The 18965-nt window shown below is 42.4% G+C and carries 18 protein-coding genes; 13 read left to right on the top strand and 5 right to left on the bottom strand.

All coding sequences use genetic code 11. The features are described 5' to 3' along the window. Nucleotides 1-135: 135 nt before the first annotated feature. Entirely contained in the window at nt 136-618 is a 483-nt protein-coding gene (locus BJI48_RS04130; RefSeq protein WP_095332214.1) for a methylated-DNA--[protein]-cysteine S-methyltransferase, read from the top strand. A gap of 450 nt (nt 619-1068) precedes the next feature. On the opposite strand, the gene BJI48_RS04125 is transcribed toward BJI48_RS04130, so the two are convergent. Both BJI48_RS04125 and BJI48_RS04120 read right to left on the bottom strand, forming a co-directional pair. After that, nucleotides 1069-2967 (bottom strand): motility associated factor glycosyltransferase family protein, encoded by a 1899-nt coding sequence (locus BJI48_RS04125; protein WP_095332212.1) that lies wholly within the window; start codon nt 2965-2967, stop codon nt 1069-1071. 97 nt (nt 2968-3064) lie between these two features. Continuing rightward, on the bottom strand, nt 3065-4609 hold the full coding sequence (locus BJI48_RS04120) for a flagellin B (RefSeq protein WP_095332210.1): 1545 nt from the start codon (nt 4607-4609) through the stop codon (nt 3065-3067). 126 nt (nt 4610-4735) lie between these two features. Between BJI48_RS04120 and topA the strand changes: the two genes are divergently transcribed. Then, nucleotides 4736-6937, top strand: coding sequence for a type I DNA topoisomerase (topA, locus tag BJI48_RS04115; RefSeq protein WP_095332208.1), 2202 nt, complete (start codon nt 4736-4738; stop codon nt 6935-6937). Between the two features lie 22 nt (nt 6938-6959). Continuing rightward, complete coding sequence (locus BJI48_RS04110) at nt 6960-7883, top strand: radical SAM protein (RefSeq protein ID WP_095332206.1); 924 nt, start codon at nt 6960-6962, stop codon at nt 7881-7883. 40 nt (nt 7884-7923) lie between these two features. Here the strand turns inward: BJI48_RS04110 and BJI48_RS04105 are convergent, their stop codons facing one another. Further along, nucleotides 7924-9228: an NCS2 family permease gene (locus BJI48_RS04105; protein ID WP_095332204.1), complete on the bottom strand. Its 1305-nt coding sequence runs from the start codon at nt 9226-9228 to the stop codon at nt 7924-7926. Nucleotides 9229-9405: 177 nt separating this feature from the next. Here BJI48_RS04105 and BJI48_RS09650 point away from each other — a divergent pair, with 177 nt between their 5' ends. From BJI48_RS09650 to BJI48_RS04070, 9 genes are read left to right on the top strand one after another with little or no spacing between them, the layout of a single operon-like run. Continuing rightward, on the top strand, nt 9406-9798 hold the full coding sequence (locus BJI48_RS09650) for a UbiA family prenyltransferase (RefSeq protein WP_257874383.1): 393 nt from the start codon (nt 9406-9408) through the stop codon (nt 9796-9798). A 14-nt stretch (nt 9799-9812) separates the two neighbouring features. Further along, nucleotides 9813-10355: a hypothetical protein gene (locus BJI48_RS09645; RefSeq protein ID WP_257874382.1), complete on the top strand. Its 543-nt coding sequence runs from the start codon at nt 9813-9815 to the stop codon at nt 10353-10355. 9 nt (nt 10356-10364) lie between these two features. Continuing rightward, on the top strand, nt 10365-11996 hold the full coding sequence (locus BJI48_RS04095) for a glycosyltransferase family 39 protein (RefSeq protein WP_095332202.1): 1632 nt from the start codon (nt 10365-10367) through the stop codon (nt 11994-11996). A 45-nt stretch (nt 11997-12041) separates the two neighbouring features. Next, nucleotides 12042-13886, top strand: a complete 1845-nt coding sequence (locus BJI48_RS04090) for a hypothetical protein (protein ID WP_095332200.1) — start codon at nt 12042-12044, stop codon at nt 13884-13886. Next, on the top strand, nt 13883-14245 hold the full coding sequence (locus BJI48_RS04085) for an SMR family transporter (protein WP_095332198.1): 363 nt from the start codon (nt 13883-13885) through the stop codon (nt 14243-14245). The genes BJI48_RS04090 and BJI48_RS04085 overlap by 4 nt, the downstream gene beginning before the upstream one ends. A gap of 3 nt (nt 14246-14248) precedes the next feature. Then, nucleotides 14249-15055, top strand: a complete 807-nt coding sequence (locus tag BJI48_RS04080) for an NAD(P)-dependent oxidoreductase (RefSeq protein WP_095332196.1) — start codon at nt 14249-14251, stop codon at nt 15053-15055. After that, a complete protein-coding gene (locus BJI48_RS09330) occupies nt 15055-15207 on the top strand; it encodes a hypothetical protein (RefSeq protein ID WP_180763041.1) in 153 nt (50 codons plus the stop codon). Before BJI48_RS04080 ends, BJI48_RS09330 begins: the two co-directional genes overlap by 1 nt. Beyond that, nucleotides 15204-15803, top strand: coding sequence for an HAD-IB family hydrolase (locus BJI48_RS04075; RefSeq protein ID WP_095332194.1), 600 nt, complete (start codon nt 15204-15206; stop codon nt 15801-15803). Before BJI48_RS09330 ends, BJI48_RS04075 begins: the two co-directional genes overlap by 4 nt. Before the next feature lie 39 nt (nt 15804-15842). Next, nucleotides 15843-16868 (top strand): aspartate-semialdehyde dehydrogenase, encoded by a 1026-nt coding sequence (locus BJI48_RS04070; protein WP_095332192.1) that lies wholly within the window; start codon nt 15843-15845, stop codon nt 16866-16868. Nucleotides 16869-16880: 12 nt separating this feature from the next. Here BJI48_RS04070 and BJI48_RS04065 read toward each other — a convergent pair whose 3' ends face one another. Further along, nucleotides 16881-17447 (bottom strand): DUF2147 domain-containing protein, encoded by a 567-nt coding sequence (locus BJI48_RS04065; RefSeq protein ID WP_095332190.1) that lies wholly within the window; start codon nt 17445-17447, stop codon nt 16881-16883. 11 nt (nt 17448-17458) lie between these two features. Further along, a complete protein-coding gene (locus tag BJI48_RS04060) occupies nt 17459-18013 on the bottom strand; it encodes a YhcH/YjgK/YiaL family protein (RefSeq protein ID WP_095332188.1) in 555 nt (184 codons plus the stop codon). 171 nt (nt 18014-18184) lie between these two features. Here BJI48_RS04060 and BJI48_RS04055 point away from each other — a divergent pair, with 171 nt between their 5' ends. After that, nucleotides 18185-18925: a DUF3943 domain-containing protein gene (locus tag BJI48_RS04055; RefSeq protein ID WP_257874380.1), complete on the top strand. Its 741-nt coding sequence runs from the start codon at nt 18185-18187 to the stop codon at nt 18923-18925. The last annotated feature ends 40 nt before the right edge of the window (nt 18926-18965 follow it).

Genomic DNA, 18965 nt, shown 5'->3' with positions numbered 1-18965 from the left:
GTTCCTTTTTACACTCATTTTTTAAAAATAAAAACCATTCCTACTATACTAAAATTTTTTATTTTTCACCTTAAAATTTTGATTTTTATTGAAAAATTGGCAAAATGATGGGATTTTTCAAAAAAAGGTTTTTCAATGTTGCACCATTATTTTATGCCAACGCCTGCGGGTTTTGTGATCCCATATATCCATATTATCGCCAGTGAAACGGGGATAAAAAGCGTGTTATTGGCTCATCAAAAGCACCTTGAAGAAAATCCTAATGATTTAACAATGGCTTGCGCAGAGGCATTGGGAGGATATTTTGCGGGGCAGGTGTTTTCTTTTGATTTGCCCTTAGAGGACGAGGGCACGCCGTTTCAAAAGCAGGTTTGGGGAACACTTCGCAAAATAGGTTTTGGGGAGACCTGGAGTTATCAAGACACAGCAAGGGCGATGGGCTTACCAAAGCATTCCCGAGCTGTTGGGGGTGCGAACAATAAGAATCCGATTTTGATTATCACGCCTTGCCATCGGGTGATTGGCAGTGATGGGAGATTGGTAGGGTATGGCGGGGGTATTGAGGTTAAAAAATGGCTTTTGGAACACGAAAAAAAGATTTTGGGCTTGAGAAGATGAAGCGGGTGAAGCCGTGATGAATCTTTAATGTTTGTTTGAGGCTTGCACCCATTGAAATTCGCCCATTAAAAACGAGTTGATATTCCCGTGTTAGTAGGGTATAACTCGGGTGGGTGGGTTAGAATCTTTTACGAACAAACGGATTTTGCCCGTGTGAATGGTCTTCAGATTTGGCAAGCCGAATCGATTAGGGAATAATGTTTTTCCATAGCGATGTTTTCTAATAAATGTTTCTCATACTAGCTAGTAAGGGAGGGGCTAGCCATCTGCTATGCTCGCAATGGCATAGCGGACAGCTAGCCCCTTGTCCCCCTCAAGGGAAAACAAAACTAGGGATTTTTTAATTCACCCTTTAGATTTATCATAGAAATAAAAATACATTTAAAAAAATCAGACACGCTATTGCAAAAAAGTGAAACCAAAAATCATAGAGCGTTTGCCAAAAGGGGCTTAGTTGTTTTCTTCCCAGCTCTCTAGGGCTTCTTTGACCGTTTCGATGACACAATCCATCCCGCCTGCAAGGCTAAAAAGCCAGTATTTATGGGCATAGATCCATTCGAGTTGTTTGGCTTGTTTGTCAATCTCATTTTTTGTGTATTTTACAACGAGTTTGGCGATGTCAAGCTCTTGATGGAAGATATACGACTGGATCGCATCGACAAAATAGTTATTGAATTTTTTATCTTCAAAGAGTTTTTTTATCGTATCGATTGCATCGCTCAAGGAGCTTAATTCCTCAAAATCAATTTCATCGAGCTTGTTTTCATTATTGAGTTTTTCGAGCTTTTCGGTATAGGCAGCGATTTTTAAAAACAATTCTTCCACAAGCAATTTTTTTTCTGTGCCATAAGCGATGATGTCGAGGCATTTTTCTTTGGCGATCCGGATGTTTTTTTTGCTTTCTGATTTTTTGGGGTAGGTCAGTTTGATGGGGGTTTTTGGTTTGCTCGTATCGATGAGTTTGATGGCTTCTTGGAAGCTCATTTCTTTGGTGCCTCCTATCCTCGCCCCGCCTTCTGTGGCGTTGATAACTTCGAGTTTGTAGGGGGTTTGGGCAATGTCTTTTTCAAAAAATTCTAAGAACAATTTCCAAACCCTTGTCGTTTCTACCTCGCCCCCACCGCCGTATTTTGAGACAAAAAGCTTTTCTTCGCTGTTTTTTGGTTTGATCTCATCAGACCCATAAAGTGCCTCTTTGGCGTGGCTTGTGCCATCATCGCCAAAGGCGAGATCTTGACCGATGAGGATACAGCGCTTGAAACGTGAATGCACGACAAGCTCATATGCCATATTTGCCGCACTCATCCCGATCCCAAGATAGCCGTATTGATGGAATCCAAAGAGATTGGTATAGCCAAAGGGGCGGAAGCTAAATTGTTTGATCCCCCGCTTGATGGAGTCTTTGAGGCGTTTATGCACGATTGAGGTGATGGCAAATACCACGCCATCTTGGGCTTCTTCTGGGGTGTCATAATAAAATCTCGCCGTTGCCTCCACACGCTCAAGTGAAAAGACAATATCAGGCTTTATGCCGTGTTTATGCAGGATCGGGAAAGACGCATCGATACAAAATAACGTCGCATATGGGGCGATAGATTTGAGGAGATCGAGCTGTTTGGTGAGGCTAGGGCCTGTGGAGACGATGATAGCGGTGTCTTTGTTTTTGAGATTTTCAAGCAAATTTAGCAATGTGGGCGAAGATAGGGCGTCTGGGAGGTTTTGAATATGTTGTCTGATACCGATGATGGCATCTCGTGTGTCATTACCCACGCTGATGACGCTATGTTCGATGGCTTTGATAAAATATTGATTGAGTTTGAGGATTTCGCTATGGTAGCGTTCATAATAGGGATTAAAAATATGTAGATCATAGACTTTTGAGTAGATTCTCGATGTTTTATCCATCTCAAAAAGCGAGTGTATCATATGGTAGGTGCAAAATTTGGCATATAAAAAAATGATTTTATCAGAAAGGATTTCGCTAGAAAAATCCAAAAGATTCAAAACGATAAACAAAATTTCAAGTTCAGGTTCGATAACGACAATCCTTTGATGTTGCGAGTTGCCTAAAAGCAAGCGATAAAACACCCCATTACCCGCCCCATAAAAATAAAGATAAGGGTAGTAAGCATACGGGCTAAAATCATTGATTTTTTGCATACTTTCTTCTAGTGGTTTGCCCATAAATAACGGCGTATTGCTCTCTTTGTCGATGATATTAAAATTTGCAACATCGTTATCCATAAAAACATCAAATTTCTGATTTGGCTTGCAGTTGAGCAATGCGAGTGCTAAAAGTGGATCTTTGGTTTTTAAGACAGCGAGGTTTTTCTCATAGATAGTTTGCATAAAAATCCTTCGATATTGGCAGGCTTAGGGATAGAAACTCCGAGGGGAGTTTTCTATTCTTAAGCGATTTGCTTGGGCGATTTGTAAGGCGAGGTGATTATTGGAGTAGTCTGAGGACGTTTTGTTGCACGGCATTCGCTTGTGCCATCGCAAAACTCCCGCTTTGTGCAAGGATATTGTATTTTGAGAAGCTCGCAGATTCCGCAGCAAAATCCACGTCTCTGATTTGAGATTCTGCAGCTTTGACATTGACTTGGGTTACCGAAACGTTGTTGATCGTTGTTACTAGCTGGAGTTGGACTGAACCAATATCGGCACGGATTTTGTCTAGCTGGGTTCGGGCAGAATCTGCCATATCCATTACGACCATTGCGCCTTTGAGGCTGGTAACCCCCGCACCAATGCCTTGCCAGTTCAGATCGGCTTGGGCGACATTGGCATTCGCACCGGAGGCTGAAGCGATATTGGCATCAAAAATGCCTCGGATTGCTCGGAGATTAACGGTGTATTCAGACACGCCTTGGGCGGAGTGCAAGCCGATATGGCTGAAATTCGCCCCACTGACAATAATATCTCTCGCATCGGTGCGTATCAAGGTCAATCTGCCGACAATAGCGTGATTAAAGCCTGAAATCCCGGCAAAATTCCCGCCCCCAAAGACTTGCCCAGAGGCGCTATTAGCGTGGATAGAAATCGCTCTCCCATCGTTAGATTTGAGATTGATCCTACCGGTAATGTCTAAAAACCCCTCCACGCCGGTTTGATCTTTGACAGAGTTTATCGCATTGAGGAGACGCCCATCGGAGTCATTTTTGCGCACGTCATTGATGGTCCCGATACTCACACCATTGATGACAAGCCCACGGATCGTTCCTGATTGCACAGGCGTGCCACCGGTTGCCATAACATTATAAGAAGCCCGCACGCCTAGCGTATTGGAAAATCGATTGATGATTTCGCTAAGCGCACCAATCCCCGTTCCTGCAGAAGTTGATATTTTGGCTGTTTCGAGTTCGTAGTCATTGACCCCATCGACTTGTTTGAAATTTAACGATACTTCTGTGAGGTTTGAACCCGCTGCAGAAGCGAGCATTCCTTCGCCCTCAAACGAGGCGGTTTCCATTCGGATATGCCCGATTTTGTCCGAGCTTGTCGGACCGATAGAGGCTTTGACCGTGGTGTTGGAGTAAGCCCCGATTTGAAATTCTTTGTTTGAAAAGCTCCCTGAAAGCATTTGTTGGCCGTTGAAACTGGTGGTATTAGCGATATTATCGAGTTCTTCAAGTAATCGCTGGATGTCGCTTTGGAGGGCTTTTCTTGATTCGAGGGTTTGCCCATCTTGGGCGGCTTGGATGGCTTTGGTTTTGATGGTATCTAAAATCTTGATTTGCTCATCCATCGCCTTATCGGCTACTTGGATCATACCGATGGCATCATTGGCATTTTTGACCGCTTGCCCCAAGCTCTCACTTTGGCTTCTAAGACTATCAGCGATTGCCATTCCGGAGGCGTCGTCTGCGGCTTTGTTGATACGAAGTCCCGAGCTTAGCTTTTCAAGAGAACCCGCTAAGTTTCTGTTATTTTGTATCCCTACAGCGTGTGCGGTGAGCGCCGCTATGTTTGTGTTAATCCTAAAACTCATAATCGCATCCTTTGCTAAAAATTTTGGTTTCAAAGGCATAAGCAACAGCTGTTCCAAAAAACTTTTTTTCAAAAAAATAAAAATGTGTTAGAATTCCCAAAACATTCAAAATTTAAAGAGAAATTAATGAAAGATCTGATTATTGTCGAGTCTCCAGCGAAAGCCAAAACCATCAAAAACTTTCTGGGTAGCAAGTTTGAAGTCATCGCTTCGAAAGGGCATATCCGGGATTTACCCAAATCCCGATTTGGTATCAAAATTGATGGGGGGGTGTTTATTCCTGATTATAAGGTGGATAAAGACCATAAAGAGATTGTTGAAAAAATCACATCCTTAGCAAAAAAAGCCAAAACAACCTATATCGCCACCGATGAGGACAGGGAGGGGGAAGCCATCGGGTTTCATATCACCCAAGCCATTGGCAAAGACGCTCAGAGTTTCCCTAGAATCGTATTTCACGAGATCACAAAGACCGCTATTGAAAACGCTCTCAAATCGCCTCGAAACATCGATATGGATAAAGTCAATGCCCAGCAAGCCCGACGTTTGCTCGATCGTATCGTGGGTTTTAAGCTTAGCGAACTCATTTCAAGCAAGATCAATCGGGGACTAAGTGCGGGTAGGGTGCAAAGTGCAGCACTTAAAATCATCGTGGATAGAGAGCGTGAGATCAAGGCATTTGTGCCGGTGGATTATTATACGATTGATGCGGTGTTTGCAGGCGGTATTCAAGCGGAATTGAGTAGCTATGAGGGCAAAAAGATCAAAAAACAAGGCATTACCGATGAAAACCTCGCCAATGCTATGCTAAAAGCCCTGCAAAATCGCCCCTATATGGTCGGTGAGATACTCAAAAAACCCAAAAAATCTCCCACCCCGCCGCCGTTTATGACCTCGACATTGCAACAAAGTGCTTCAAGCGTTTTGGGGTATTCGCCCTCACGGACGATGGGTATTGCCCAAAGGCTTTATGAGGGTGTCGAGACAAACAACGGCACAATGGGTATCATCACCTATATGCGAACCGATAGCCTCCATATCGCCAAAGAAGCCCAAGAGAGTGCGAGAGAAAAAATCCGCAATGATTTTGGTGAAAAATACCTGCCCGCTAAGCCAAAAAATTACGCCACCAAAAACAAGGGCGCTCAAGAGGCACACGAGGCAATCCGCCCTACAAACATCGCCTTTACCCCCCAAATGGCTAAATCCTATCTTAAGCCTGATGAGCATAAGCTTTATACGCTGATTTATCATCGGTTTTTGGCTTCCCAGATGGAAGATGCGGTTTTTGAAAGCCAGAGCATTATGTTTGTTTGCGATAAAGGCGAATTTAAAGCCAATGGGCGTAGGCTCGTATTTGATGGGTATTACAAGATTTTAGGCGATAATGATAAAGACAAGCTTTTGCCTGATCTTTCGCCTAATACGCCTATCAAGTTAGAGAATATCCAGAATAATAAGCACACCACAGAACCCCCTGCGAGGTATTCTGAAGCCTCGTTGATTAAAATGCTTGAAAGTTTGGGGATCGGCAGACCTAGCACCTATGCCCCAACGATTTCTTTGTTGCAAAATCGTGAATACATCGTGGTAGAAAAAAAGCAGATTTTGCCCCAAGAGAGTGCGTTTAAAGTGATCGAAATGCTTGAGGCGCATTTTAATGAAATCGTTGATTCAGCTTTTAGTGCGAGTATGGAAGATAAGCTTGATGGTATCGCACAGAATAAAGAGGATTGGCAAAAGGTTTTGCGGGATTTTTATGAGCCATTTATGGAAAAAATCTCTGATGGTAAGCTCCATATCGCCTCCCAAAAAGTCATCATTCCCACAGGGGAAGCCTGCCCGCAATGTGGCAAAGAGCTTGTGATTAGAAATGGGCGATACGGCGAGTTTGTTGCTTGTAGTGGCTATCCCAAATGCAAATATGTCAAGCCCCAAGAGGCCCAAGCTAGTGATGAAGAAAGTCTTGAGGCTTGTGAAAAATGTGGCAAACCGATGGTAAAAAAACGCGGGAGAAATGGCGAATTTATCGCTTGTAGCGGGTATCCAGAATGTAAAAACACTAAGTCATTAAAAAACAATCCTGCGAATAAATCTCAAGCCTTAAGCGAAGTCAAATGCCCAGAATGTGGTGGGGAAATATTGCTTAGAAGAAGCAGGCGCGGGAGCTTTTATGGTTGCGGGAATTATCCGAAATGCAACTTTATTTCCAATCACGAACCCATCAATGAAAAATGCCCGGAATGTGGCTATATGATGAGCGATCGGACCTATCGGGGCAAGCATATCCACGAATGTATCAAATGCAAGCATCGGGTGGAAGTTTAAAAACACAGAAGTTAAAAACGTGATGAAAAACATCGTATTTGGACCGGTTATCTCTCGGCGATTTGGCATATCTTTGGGCGTGGATCTCTCACCAACTCTCAAGCAATGCAATTTTGATTGCCTTTATTGTGAGCTAGAGGGCAAAAAGGCTCAAGGGCAGATGGCAGAGGTTTTGGATATTGATGTGCTTATCCAAAGCGTTTTAGAAGCTCTGCTTAAACACCCCAAGATCGATGTATTGACCATCACAGCTAATGGCGAACCCACGCTTTACCCATATCTTTATGAACTCATATCTGCTATCAAACCCCATATCCCCAAAGGCGTTTCTACGCTGATTTTGAGTAATGGCTCACGCTTTGGTGAGATGAGTGTTCAAAAGGCATTACACCTTTTTGATATTGTGAAATTTTCGCTTGATGGGGCGATTAGCAAGAGTTTTTTGCGTGTGGATCGACCGCATAAAAATATCTCTTTAGAAGCCCTTTTAGAGGGTATTAAAAGCTTTGGGAGTGTTTATAGTGGCAAGCTTGTCGCAGAAATTTTGCTTGTTAAAGGCGTGAATGATTCGCTAGAAAATATCAATGCCATCGCTACATTTTTGCGCCAAATCAATGTTGCAAGAGTGGATTTAGGCACGATAGACAGACCCCCAGCTTACAAAGCCAGCGCACTTTCAAATAGCGAGCTTCACGAGATAGCAAAGCGTTTTGATGGCTTGTATGTGAGTTTGCCATTTCGCAAAAATGACCCAAATATCACAGCAAAAAGCTATGAAATGCCCGAGCTTTTAGATCTCATTGCCCGCCGCCCGATGAGCGTGAGCGAAGCCCCGATTTTGCTCGATACCAAAACGCTCCAATTGGCAGAAAAACTTGTCGGTGAAAAAAAGCTTTTTATCAAAAATGTCGCTAATTTGGCATTTTATACAACCAAAAGCGAGTGATAAAAACCACAGCGATTGAATTTCAAAACCAAAATGCCCCTCAATGCTGGAATACAAAGGGTATCAAGCTGATAGCAAATAAAATCATCACGCCCAAATTGAGGCGTTGCCACTCTCTTTTGAATGCACACATCAAAACATACACGATAAATCCGCTTGCAAGTCCGGTGGTAATCGATGAGCTTAGGGGCATTAAGATAATGGTAAAAAAGCTCGCCGTAGCAGTGGGGATATCTGTGAAATCGATATGCCTGACTTCTGCAAACATCAATGCACCCACCACGATGAGCGTCGGATAAATCGCATATTCAGGGATGGCATTAAAAATGGGGAGAAAAAACAATGTCAGAGCGAAGAAAAGCGCACAAAAAACAGCCGTGAGTCCGGTCCGTCCCCCAGAAGCCACGCCGGCAGAGCTTTCTAAAAATGCCGTTGTGGTTGAAAGCCCAAACATCGCCCCACCTGTGGTGGCAAGGGCGTCGATTTGGAGGGTTTTTTCAAGTTTTTTGTCTCGCCCGCTGGTGTCTTGAAACATCTTGGCTTTTGCACCTACGCCTGCGAGCGTGCCCAAAGAATCAAACAAATCGGTTATCAAAAGGGCAACAATAGCGGGGATAATGGCGATGTTAAAAATACCTATAAGGTCAAATTGGAATGCGATCCCTGATATGGAGGCGGGTAGGGAGATGATTTGTGTAGGCATTACAGCAAGCCCGATGATCCACGAGATAGCACTGCAAGCCAAAATCCCGATGATAAAAGCCCCCTGCACGCCAAATGTATGGAGCAAAAGCATTAAAAGCACGCCAAATATGCCGATGAGGACTTGCGGGGAGGTGAGATTGCCTAAGGTCATTAGTCCTGATGGGGTGATGGTGATAAAGCCCAAGGATTTGAAGCCAATCGTGGCGATAAATGCCCCCAATCCCGCACATAAGGCAAATCTCAAATCTTTGGGGATACTTTGCATAATCCAAACCCGAAGTCTTGTCAAAGAGATAATCAAAAAAATCACACCCGATAAAAAGACTGCTCCCAAAGCCTGTTGCCAAGATAGTCCCATCCCGCCGACTAGTCCATAGGTAAAATACGCATTGAGTCCCATTCCCACGCTCATTGCCACAGGGGTATTTGCCCAAATGCCCGTAAGCAAGGTGGCTAATGCGGTTACCAAAGAAATCGCTGTGATGAGTTCGTTTTTTGGCATACCGGCTGCTGAGAGGATTTGTGAGCCTACAGGGATGATATAGAGCATTGTCAAAAATATCGTAAAGCCCGCTAATGCTTCGGTTTTGAAGTTGGTGTGATTTTCTTTGAGTTTGAAGAAGCGATCAAGAAGCCCCATTTTTTACCCTCCATTTTTTGCATTTTGCTGTTTTCTCGTATTTTGCAATTTTCTTGTCTTTTTTGCGTAACGTATCAAAAAAACACTTTTATTTTGCTAAGTTTTGATTAGTTTTTGCTTCTTTTGATTCAGATTTGCTGGCATTTATGGTTGTGATAATGTGGCTAAATAAGGGTATTGAATTTAAGTTTTGATTGGGTAGAATGCTGGGTTTTTATGCGAGAATGCAAACAAATCAAAATGGAGCTGGTTTTGGAGATAAAAAGTATTTTTCATTTGATGCGATTTTATCAATACATCAAGAATTTTTTTATTTTTCTGCCAGCATTTTTTAGTTTCAAGCTTTTTGAGTTGCCTATTTTTTTCGATAGTTTGCTAGCGTTTGTTTGCTTTTGTCTGTGTGCGAGTGCGGTGTATATCTTTAATGACATAATGGATGTCAAAAAAGACAAAATCCATCCGGTAAAACGCCATCGCCCCATCGCTTCTGGAAAAATCACCCCAACATTTGCCGGTTTTATCGCTTCTGTCCTCTTGATTTGCGGGGGGGGGGGGGGTCAATATTTCTAGGTTTTGATGTATTTTTGTGTATTCTTATCTACGTTATTTTAAATCTCCTTTATAGCCTAAAACTCAAACATATCCCGATATTAGACATTTTTATTATTGCGAGTGGCTTTGTGATCCGCTTGTTTGTGGGTGCGAGTGCGACAGACACGGGCTTATCAGAGTGGATTATCGTGATGACATTTTTGCTAGCACTCTTTTTGGCTTTGGCAAAACGGCGTGATGATGTGATCTTATCGGAGGCTGGTGGTCAAAAAATGCGTGAAGTGATGGATGGCTATAATCGCGTATTTTTGGATATTGCGATGTCTGTGAGTGCCTCGATCGTGATGATTGCTTATATTTTGTGGAGTATCTCACCAGAGGTAAAAGAAAGATTGCATAGTGATTATTTGTATTTGAGTGCGGTGTTTGTGCTTGCGGGGATATTCCGTTATATGCAGATTACTTTTGTGGAAAACAAAAGCGGGAGTCCGAGCAAGATTGTTTTGAAAGATCGGTTTTTGCAGGCGGTGATTGTCTCGTGGCTGGGTTTTTTGGTGATTTTGATGTATGGATAAGGAGAAAGAATGATTTGGAAAGATAAGGCGATTTATTTGGTGATGTTTTTTGCCCTGTGTGTGTTTGCTTATATGGATTATCGGTATTTAGATATTCAGTTTTTAGGCGTTACGGGTGGGGATGAGTTGCCGGAGTTTCATCAGTGGCTCACTATGTATGAGGGCTTTAGGGAATTAAATATCGAAAAGATTTTTCGCTTTGGATTTTACAATTATGGCTTTGGCTGGTATCTGCTCAATCTTCTTGTAACAGCGCCGTTTCATCTATTGCACAACACAGAAATGGCAATCTATGCACCCCGAGTGCTTAATGGTGTCTTTAGTGTGGCGTGCTTGTGGATGATTTATAAGATTTGTAGGCTTTATTTGCCTGCCTTGCAAGCCTATGGGATTGTGTTTTTGGTGGTTTTGATGCCGGGATTTTGGAGTAATGGCTATCTTGTCAAGCCCGATGTGTTTCAAGCGTTTTTTATTTTGTGGGGTGTTTATTTGCTCGCTAGGGACAATTTTGGTTTTGGCAAGGCGTATCTTGGCAGTGTTTTTGTATTTGGTCTTGCTGTTGGGGTGGCGAAATTTCAAGCGGTGATGTTTTTTCCACTGCTTTATGCCTATGTGCTTGTTCCTTATTTGCGGGGTATTTTTGATTTTAAAAAATTTTTCATTCACTGCGTGGGGATCACAGCGAGCGTGATGGCATTGTGGGTGATTACTAACCCGTATTTATTGCACCCTAGGGGAATGGGCGCTTGGTGGGGTATGTTTGTTTTCAATATGGAGAGCAACGCAACCAATCACGGGGCTTATACCCACGTGAGTTTGGCTGAAAAAATCTTTGGTGTGATTGATTTTTATTATTTTGAAATCATTGTTTTTATTGTTTTGCTTTGTGTTTGTTTGGCGCTGTTGTGGGGGTTTATCTCAAAAATCTCTCGCCAAAAAGAGGCGAAATTTTGCCAATCTGATTTGTTTGTGGTGGTGGGTATTGGCTTTTTGGTGAGTTTGGTGTATTTGCTCTTTGGAGTGAATAAGGTTTGGGGAAATTATTATGTAAGCACGATTTATTTGGGGGTGTTGCTGTTTATCCCAATGGTGCAATATCCAAAAATCCCTCGATTTGTTTTGCCTGTGTTGTTGGTGCTTCAAATTATAGGCGGGGGGGGGTCAAATCACGGCTATGAGCAGGTATTTAAAAAATATGATAAAGATTTATCGGATGTATATGCCAAAAGCACGGGATTGGTCGAAATGCTAGAACCCATCGTGCAATATTTGCGTTCAGACAATCAAACTATCGAGATCCTCACAGATTTTGCTTCTTTTGAATACCAAAAGCTAGGTCTCAAAAGTGTGAATATCCATCAGATGTTTGGGAGTATCACGCCTGATAGGATTTCACAAGAGGCATTTTTGAAGCAATCTAATTCCAAAAATCTGGCATTTTTTGTGCCGATTGATGTGATCGTATTTTCAAAAGATAATGTTTTTTTTAGCCAAGAAATCCCTGAAGAGAAACGAGAGGAAACAAAAGATTCTCTTGATACCATCGAAGCGCTCAATAAAGGGGCATACGGCTTCAAAAAGACTGCAGAATCAAAGGATTTTATTATCTATAGCAAGGATTCTGAAATGCCATCGGAGTGATGGCATTGGGTTTTATTATTTTTTAGGAGCAAAGTAGGAGAAAAAATGTTTTTACAAAATTTATTTTCGAAGTCATTTTGGATAGAAAAGTTTGTGTATAAAGCCAACAGCGAGGCGGTTTTCTGCATATCTCGGCGACTTTCTTATGGATTGATGGCATTTATTGGGGCGTTGTTTTTACTTAGCTCGCTGGGATTTTTGTTTGGGGCAAGTATTCACGTAGCGTATTTTTATGTGGCGTTTTTTATCGCATTAGCTTGTTTGGTTTATCGCAATCCTTTTTATCTAGTTTGTGTGATTTTGTTTGTTTGCATTTTGGGGTTATCGGTTTTGTTGGCATTGTATCTGTGGGATAGCTCTTGGGATGGGCGGGCGTATCATCAGATTGGGATTGAGTATTTAAGCAATGGCTGGAATCCTCTCTATCAAAAAATGCAAGATTTAGAGGCTTTAAAGCCGTTTTTGAGCCACCAGATTTGGGTTGAAAACTATGTGAAATTTAGCGAGATTGTTGCGAGTAATTTTGTGCTTAGTTTTGGCGATATAGAAGCGGGCAAGGCGTTAAATTATCTCTTTTGTGCAGCAAGTTTTTTTTATGGCGTAGGCGTGCTTGGGTCTTTGAAGTTTGGTGTCTATAAAGCCGTATTTTTGATGATTTTGGCAGTTTTTAGCCCCGTGTTATTTTCTCAAATCCATACCTATTATGTCGATGGGTTGCTCGGCTGTGCATTGGTGATTTTGTTTTTGAATATCATTGATTTAGAGAATAAGCCAAACAAAGCCAAATACGCGATTTTTGTTTTTGTGCTTGTGGTGGCGAGTAATATCAAACTCACAGGGCTGGCTTATGTCGGCGTGGTGGGGATTTTGTATTTTCTCTATCGTTGTTTTGCAAACAAACTTGCATTTGGCTCATCAAATGGGCTATCTTGTAATAATGGCGGGGGGGGGGGGTTTAAAAAATGGTTTCCCAAAGAAATCTTTATCTCTGGTTGTATAGGCGTGGTGCTGATCGTGCTTAGTGGTGCTAATCCCTACTTTACCAATATCTCTGAAAAACGCAGTCCCTTTTATCCCCTGCTTGGCAAGAATAAAATCGATATTATCACCGGCAATGCCCCCAAGATTTTTGAACAGCTCAACACCCCAGAAAAGCTGTTTGTGTCACTTTTTTCAAAAACGCAAAATATTTCCTACACTAGCCCTAATGGGCCTATGTGGAAAATGCCATTTTTTCGCACCAAAAACGAATCGGGTTTTGGCGATCCGGATGTGAGGATTGGGGGCTTTGGGTATTATTTTGGTGGTGTGGTGATTTTGAGCGTGATTTTTTTATACCGCATTCGCAGGGAGTTTGCCACACCTGCGGGCAAAAAATTTGGTCTGTTATTCTTGCTTATCGGTGCGACTATTGCTATCAATCCTGAATCCTGGTGGGCGCGCTATGCCCCACAGATCTGGCTTTTGCCTGTGGTTATCATTGGGTTTAGTTATTTTTTACGCTTAGAAAAGTCGTTGATTTATTTGCGCTGGGCGATGATTTTGTTTTTGGTGTTAAATATGTATCCCGCCTTTAAAGATGGGCTAAAAATAACACAACGCCACTACACCAAAGACACAAAAGCTGTCTTAAAAGATATGAAAAAAACTTGTGATGGAAAATGGGAAATTTATTTTGAGCCTGATTGGGAACTTTCATTTTTGAAAAAGCTCCAAAAATACGCCATCCCGTATGTCAGGGTCGATAAAAACCAATACGACACAGGCGGGTTTGCAAGGATTCCCGGTAGGCTTGGTGATGGAATTTATGCAAAATGTAGCACGGGCTTGAAACAAAATCAGCCTTTGCCTCTTTGGCTCAAAGAATCTCAAAAAAAGGAAAAACAATGATTAAATTTATCCCGCTGATATTATTTTCAGTAGCGCTCAATGCCTTTGCCCAGCTATTTATCAAAAAAGGAATGGTTACGCTTGGGGAGTTGCATTTGAGTTTGGCATTTATCTATAGGGGAGTGCTAAACCCGTATTTGTGGGGTGGGTTTGTTTGCTATGCCCTGAGTATATTAACGTGGATGGTGGTGTTATCAAAGGTCAATGTCAGTATCGCCTACCCGTTTTTGAGCGTGGGGTTTATTTTGACGGCGTTTTTGGCTTATTTTATGTTTGGTGAGCCTCTGGATACGAATAAGATGATTGGGATTGTGCTGATTTGTATCGGGCTTGTGTTTTTGAGTGTGGCAAAGGGGTAGGGAATGCGTTGCGTGGTGATTGGCGGGAGTGGATTTTTGGGTGGTTATGTGATTGACTTGCTTTTGGGCTGTGGCTATGAGGTCATCAATCTCGATATTACCCCACCTAATGAGTCCAAGGCGACGTTTTTTCGAATCGATTTGACCCAAGCTATTGATTTTGCATTCTTTCCTAGCGATGTAGTTATCCATCTAGCAGCACGCCAATACCACCTCAAGCCCCCAAGAAAAGACAGAGAAAAATATTTTTATGAACTCAACACGCTCGGGACGCATAGATTATTGCAAGCGATGGAAAAATATGATTGCTACCAGTTGATTTATTTTAGCACCGATATGGTTTATGGCAAGCCCCAATATTTGCCGATTGACTTATCCCATCCCAAAAATCCTTTTGGGTATTATGGGAAAAGCAAGCTTGAGAGTGAAAAAATCTGTGAAGCTTACCGGGAGCGTGGATTTTCTATCAGTATCTTTAGACCTCGAATGATTGTAGGGCGTGGGAGATTTGGGATTTTGAACAAACTTTTTGCTCTGATGGAGAAAAATCTGCCCGTGCCTTTGATTGGCAAGGGGGAAAATTGCTACCAAATGGTGAGCGTGCAAGATTGTGCGCGTGCGATTTTGCTTTGTATCCAAAAAGGGCTACCCAATGGTGCGTTTAATCTCGGCAGTGATGCCCCCCCCCCATTCGCACCTTACTTGCTGAAATTATCACTGAAGTGGGTTCAAAATCTAGGCTTATCCCGACAAATGCTTTTGCCATCAAAACGACTTTGGCAATGCTGGGGAAGATTGGCATTGAAATAATGTATGATGAACAATACAAAATTGCTGATGAGGAATACGTCCTTGATATTTCCCATACCCAAAAAATCCTTGACTGGTCGCCACTTTATAAAGATAAAGATATGTTGATTGAAGCTTACAAGGCTTACAGAGAGGCAAAGATACCCCAATGAACCACAAAAATATCGCATTTTTTGACTTTGATGGGACAATTACCAACCAAGACAGCTTGATAGCGTTTGTCAAATTTTTGGTCGGCAAAAAGGCGTTTTATATAGGGATTTTAAAACATTGGCATATCTTAGTCGGCTTTAAAATCGGGATTTTTAGCAATTCCTTTGCCAAAGAGGCGTTGAGTAGGTATTTTTTTGCTGGTTATCCTGAAGAAGCATTCCAGAAAAAATGCGCTATGTTTTTGCCCTTATTAAAAGCTATGTTGAAAGATTCCGCCTTAAAGCGATTATGCTGGCACAAAGAGCGTGGCGATGAGGTCGTGCTGGTGAGTGCGAGCTTTGAATCTTACCTCAAACCGCTATGCGATGAGCTGGGGATTATCTGTATCGGGAGTGTTTTGGAGGTCATTGATGGCAGGCTGACCGGGAGATTTCTGGGGGCAAACTGCTATGGGGAGCAAAAAGTCAAAAGGATCACGGAGCGATTTGATTTGCGTGCTTATGAGGACATCACTGCCTATGGCGATAGTCGCGGGGATAGAGAAATGCTCGCATTGGCTTTGAAAAAAAATAGATTTTATCGGTATTTCAAATAATGTATAATCACGGCATTAAAATTTGCAAAAAGGGCAAAAATGAAAAAATATGTTGTGGCAGTTGTGGGTGCTAGCGGTGCGGTGGGCGAGGAGATTTTCAAGGTTTTAGAAGAGCAGGATTTCCCCATCAAAAAAATCGTCCCCCTGGCAAGCTCACGGAGTGCGGGCAATGAGATCGAAGCATTTGGCAAAACGCACAAGATTTTAGAGACCACGCACGAGGTATTCGCACAAGAGGGTGTTGAGATAGCGTTTTTTTCAGCTGGGGGGCGTGTGAGTGCGGAATTTGCCCCCAGTGCGGCAAAAGCTGGGGCGGTGGTCATCGATAATACAAGCCATTTTCGTATGGATAATGATGTCCCTTTGGTCGTCCCTGAAGTCAATGCTAGCGACATCGCCCTTTGGAAGCAAAAAGGCATAATTGCCAATCCCAATTGCTCTACTATCCAGATGGTCCAAGTCCTTGCCCCTTTGCACCGCGCTTTTGAGATTCAAAGGGTCGATGTCAGCACCTATCAAGCTGTGAGCGGGGCGGGCAAAAAGGGTATGGAAGAATTAGTGGTGCAAATGCAAAAATTCTTTGCATTTGAGCTTGAAGAATGCGAGCCTGAAGCGTTTGCCCATCGTATCGCGCTTAATCTCATCCCGCATATCGATGTTTTTATGCCTAATGATTACACCAAAGAAGAAATCAAGATGATACAAGAGAGCAATAAAATCCTCCATAGCGATTTTGCATTGAGCGCGACTTGCGTGCGTGTGCCTGTTTTGCGAAGCCATAGTGAGGCTATCACGATTCATTTTGCCAAAGAAGTTATGGCAAGCGAGGCAGCCGCTATCCTCGCACAAGCCCCCAATGTCATCGTGGTAGATAAGCCCGAAGAAAATCTCTACCCAATGCCGATTTTAGCTAGCGATACCGATGAAACCTATGTGGGTAGGATTCGCAATGATTTGTATGACAAAAAAATCTTGCATTTGTGGTGTGTGGCTGACCAAATCCGTGTGGGTGCAGCAACCAATGCCGTAAGGATTGCCCAAAAATGGATCGCACTTAAGGATTAACTTTGGTTAGCTCTAATTTAACTTTATTTTTTTGCGGGGGGGGGGGTTAATTTGAGAAATACTCTCTAGGACTTGATGGAAATTAGGTTCTTTGAGCTTTTTTGCTTCTAGGTATTTATCCAATGTGTCTTTATCAATACGTTTCCACAAAAAACTTTTTCCGATAATCCCATCTTTGTAAAGACTGGAATAAAATTCCAAATCGCCATTTGGCTTTTGAGAGATCTTGACATAATATGTCCTACCATCATAGAAATTGTAAGCTTTACCATCTCTGTAATTATCCGGAGAAGTTTGGGTGAGATCATAGAGAAATACCACGCCTTTATCGCTTCTATCTCTAAGGGCAGGGTTGGGATTGTGTTTGTCTTTTTGCGCCGATGAGCCATCGGTGTTCGCGATTGCGTAGGCATAGTATTTGCCATCGTGTTTGAAAAACTCCACAAAAGCACTTTTCATATACAAAAAAGACTCGGTTTCATAGATACCCTCTAAGCTTTGGGCGTTTAATATTGCAAAAATGGGGGCAACGAGGGAAACAATGATGGAGGTAAAGAAAGTCGAAGCAATGGATTTCATAAATTTTTCTCTTATAGTTTGTGCTTAATGAGGCTTTTGGGGACTTTTACGACACTTTTGGAGACGATTTTGGGGGTGGCTTGATGAGGGGGCTGGCGGGGCTGGGGATATTCGAAATCTGGCATATCTAGCCCGCCAGCGTGGATGTCAGTTTCAAAAAATATCGCTAACGTGCCACTATCAAGCCTGATTATGGAGGTTTGTAGGCTTTTTTCATAGACAATCAAATCTTTTTTGGGGTCATAGGGGGACTTGATGGCAAAATCAGCAGGATCACCGATAGCAAAAAACTCCACGCCAGAGACCATCAATTGAAAATCAATATATTCTTGATGGCTTTCATAAAAGGCGTCATTGGGATCTTTGAGTGCGTAGGTTTGCTCGATACAAAACATCCCCCCGCCAAGATCGAATTTGTTTTCCGCACCAAGCGGGGTGCTACAGATCCGCTCATAGATGGCGTGCGCTGGCGTGATGGCATTATCAAGATAGGTGTATAGGGCTTGCAAATCTTGGGTTTTTCCAAAGAGTGAGCCGAGCGAATGGAGTTTGCCTATAATTGCCATAAATATTTTCCTATTGTGTTTGGATTTGATTGTTCCGTGCTTGGGATTCTAGCAGGCTATGTTAAATGATTGTATATGCAATTATTTATGCTTTTGATATAAAATACAAACTTTTTAAACAACCAGTTAAATAACCAGGAAAGATATAGGAAGTATTAATGAGGAGCCATTGTGTTATTTAGATTTTTGCTTATTATTTGTGTGGCTACAAGTTTATTTTCCACACAGCTAGAAGACGCGCTCAAGCATCGTGATTTTAGTGGCTGGCATTTTCCCTCTCAAAAAGACCAATTAGGCAATCCTTACTACTATGTCCCCGATAGCAAGGGCAAATATTTAGGGACAAGTGCGGGGCTTTTGGGGATGGGTCTTTTGGTAGGTATCACGGGGCTTTATCTAATGCCAGAGAGTGTAACGAATTGGGATAGAGAAAGATTTGGCTTTCGCAGTTGGCTTCAAGATGTCAAGATCGCCCCAGCAGTCGATGATGATAATTTTTGGCTCAATGGTGTGGCTCACCCGTATTTTGGTGCGGTGTATTATATGCAACCCCGAATGGCAGGGTATAGCTGGGCAGAATCGGTGCTTTTTTCGTTTGTAACCTCAGCATTCTTTTGGGAATACGGGATCGAGGCGTTTGTTGAGATCCCTAGCTGGCAGGATTTGATCTATACCCCTGCGATGGGATCGATATTTGGAGAAATTTTTTACCAGCTCACCCGATATATCCAGTCCAATCACGGGCAGTTGTTTGGCTCAAGGTTTTTGGGATATACGCTTATTGCTTTGATGGATCCCATTGGCTTTGTTATTAGGGATTTGGGATTGGGGAAATTATTTGGGGTGAAAAATAAAAACGATTTCCAAGCGTCCGCCTCGCCTTTGGGGGTAAGTTTTAGTTATAGATTTTAAAATTTTCTCGACTAGGTATTTTTTGTTGTTATAATTTGAA

The sequence above is a fragment of the Helicobacter sp. 11S02596-1 genome (assembly GCF_002272825.1).
Taxonomy (GTDB): domain Bacteria; phylum Campylobacterota; class Campylobacteria; order Campylobacterales; family Helicobacteraceae; genus Helicobacter_J.
This window is presented reverse-complemented; position numbering and strand designations above follow the sequence as displayed.